Origin of the sequence: Flavobacterium cyanobacteriorum, from assembly GCF_002251835.1 — a bacterium.
Classification (GTDB): Bacteria; Bacteroidota; Bacteroidia; order Flavobacteriales; family Flavobacteriaceae; genus Flavobacterium; species Flavobacterium cyanobacteriorum.
The window spans coordinates 1-1,547 of record NZ_NOXV01000019.1 but is presented as its reverse complement, the minus strand read 5'-3'; the positions used below and the strand labels follow the sequence as shown (position 1 = coordinate 1,547).

The window sequence follows — 1,547 nt, the reverse complement described above, 5'->3', positions numbered from 1 at the left end:
TCGTCAACCCTTTTTTATTTAACAAATAAGTTTAAACCACTTCTACTAATAAAACTAATATTCCTATTGCCATTATTGTCCCAAACATGATTTTTTATTTTAAAAATTTATACCTAAAGTAAATATTGCTAAGCGGGATATTCTAAAAATAATGCTAAACGTTTGCCAATTTTTTCCGGGAAGGTATTATTGTTTAATTTGATAAATTTCAAAGATTTTTGTCTATATAAACATTATTTTTACACTGTGTTTATTTTTACCTTTAAAATTTATTAAATTCGCAACTTCAACAACAAACAACAAGAAAAAGATGAATAAAAGAGTAGTAATAGTTTCGGCGGCAAGGACACCAATAGGAAGTTTTATGGGTGCTCTTTCAACAGTACCGGCTTCACACCTGGGTGCGGCTGCCATTAAAGGAGCTTTAGATAAGATAAACCTTGACGGCAAATATGTAGATGAAGTGTTAATGGGCAACGTAGTGCAGGCTGGTGTAGGCCAGGCTCCCGCAAGGCAGGCTTCGCGCAAGGCAGGATTGCCGGACAGCGTTGTAGCCACTACAGTGAACAAAGTATGTGCCAGCGGTATGAAAGCCGTAATGCAGGGGGCACAAAGCATTATGTGTGGCGATGCCGATGTGGTGGTTGCAGGCGGTATGGAAAGCATGAGCCTTATACCGCACTATGTACAGATGCGGACAGGCAGCAAGTTTGGCGCAGTTACCATGATTGACGGACTGCAAAAAGACGGCCTTACCGATGCTTATGACAATAATGCCATGGGTGTTTGTGCCGACGAGTGTGCTAAAGAATATAATATTTCCCGCGAAGACCAGGATGCTTTTGCCATAGAATCATACAAGCGTTCGGCCGCAGCGTGGGATACCGGCAAATTTGATAACGAGGTGGTACCTGTTGCGGTGCCGCAGCGTAAAGGTGACCCAATAATGGTTACCAAAGATGAAGAATACACCAACGTAAAGTTGGATAAGATAGCTTCGCTTAACGCTGCCTTTACCAAAGAAGGTACAGTTACCGCTGCTAATGCTTCTACTATTAATGATGGCGCTGCTGCCCTTGTGCTTATGAGCGAGGAAAAAGCAAATGAGCTGGGCCTTAAGCCGCTTGCTTACATAAGGAGCTATGCTGATGCAGAGCAGGAGCCAAAGTGGTTTACAACTTCTCCTGCCAAAGCGCTGCCAAAAGCGCTGGACAAGGCAGGCCTTACCAAAGACGATGTAGATTTCTTCGAATTCAACGAAGCATTCTCTGTAGTTGGTATTGCCAATACTAAAATCCTTGGTTTAGACCCGACTAAAGTTAACGTTAATGGTGGTGCGGTATCTTTGGGTCACCCACTAGGCGCTTCAGGTGCAAGGATTATTGTTACCCTGCTAAGCGTACTGGAGCAGAACAATGCTAAAATAGGCGCTGCAGCCATTTGTAACGGCGGTGGCGGTGCTTCGGCTATTGTAATTGAGAGAGCTTAAAATTTATTATTTTTTATCAATAGCGTCCTAAACAATAAAAAAAAGAATGGTTAGTTTT

At 42.3% G+C, this 1,547-nt stretch carries 1 protein-coding gene; it reads left to right on the top strand.

What is annotated here, in order from left to right; translation table 11 throughout:
* Positions 1 to 310: 310 nt before the first annotated feature.
* The gene (locus tag CHU92_RS00145; RefSeq protein WP_094411405.1) at positions 311 to 1,489 is read left to right on the top strand and encodes an acetyl-CoA C-acyltransferase; all 1,179 of its coding nucleotides are present in this window, start codon (positions 311 to 313) and stop codon (positions 1,487 to 1,489) included.
* The last annotated feature ends 58 nt before the right edge of the window (positions 1,490 to 1,547 follow it).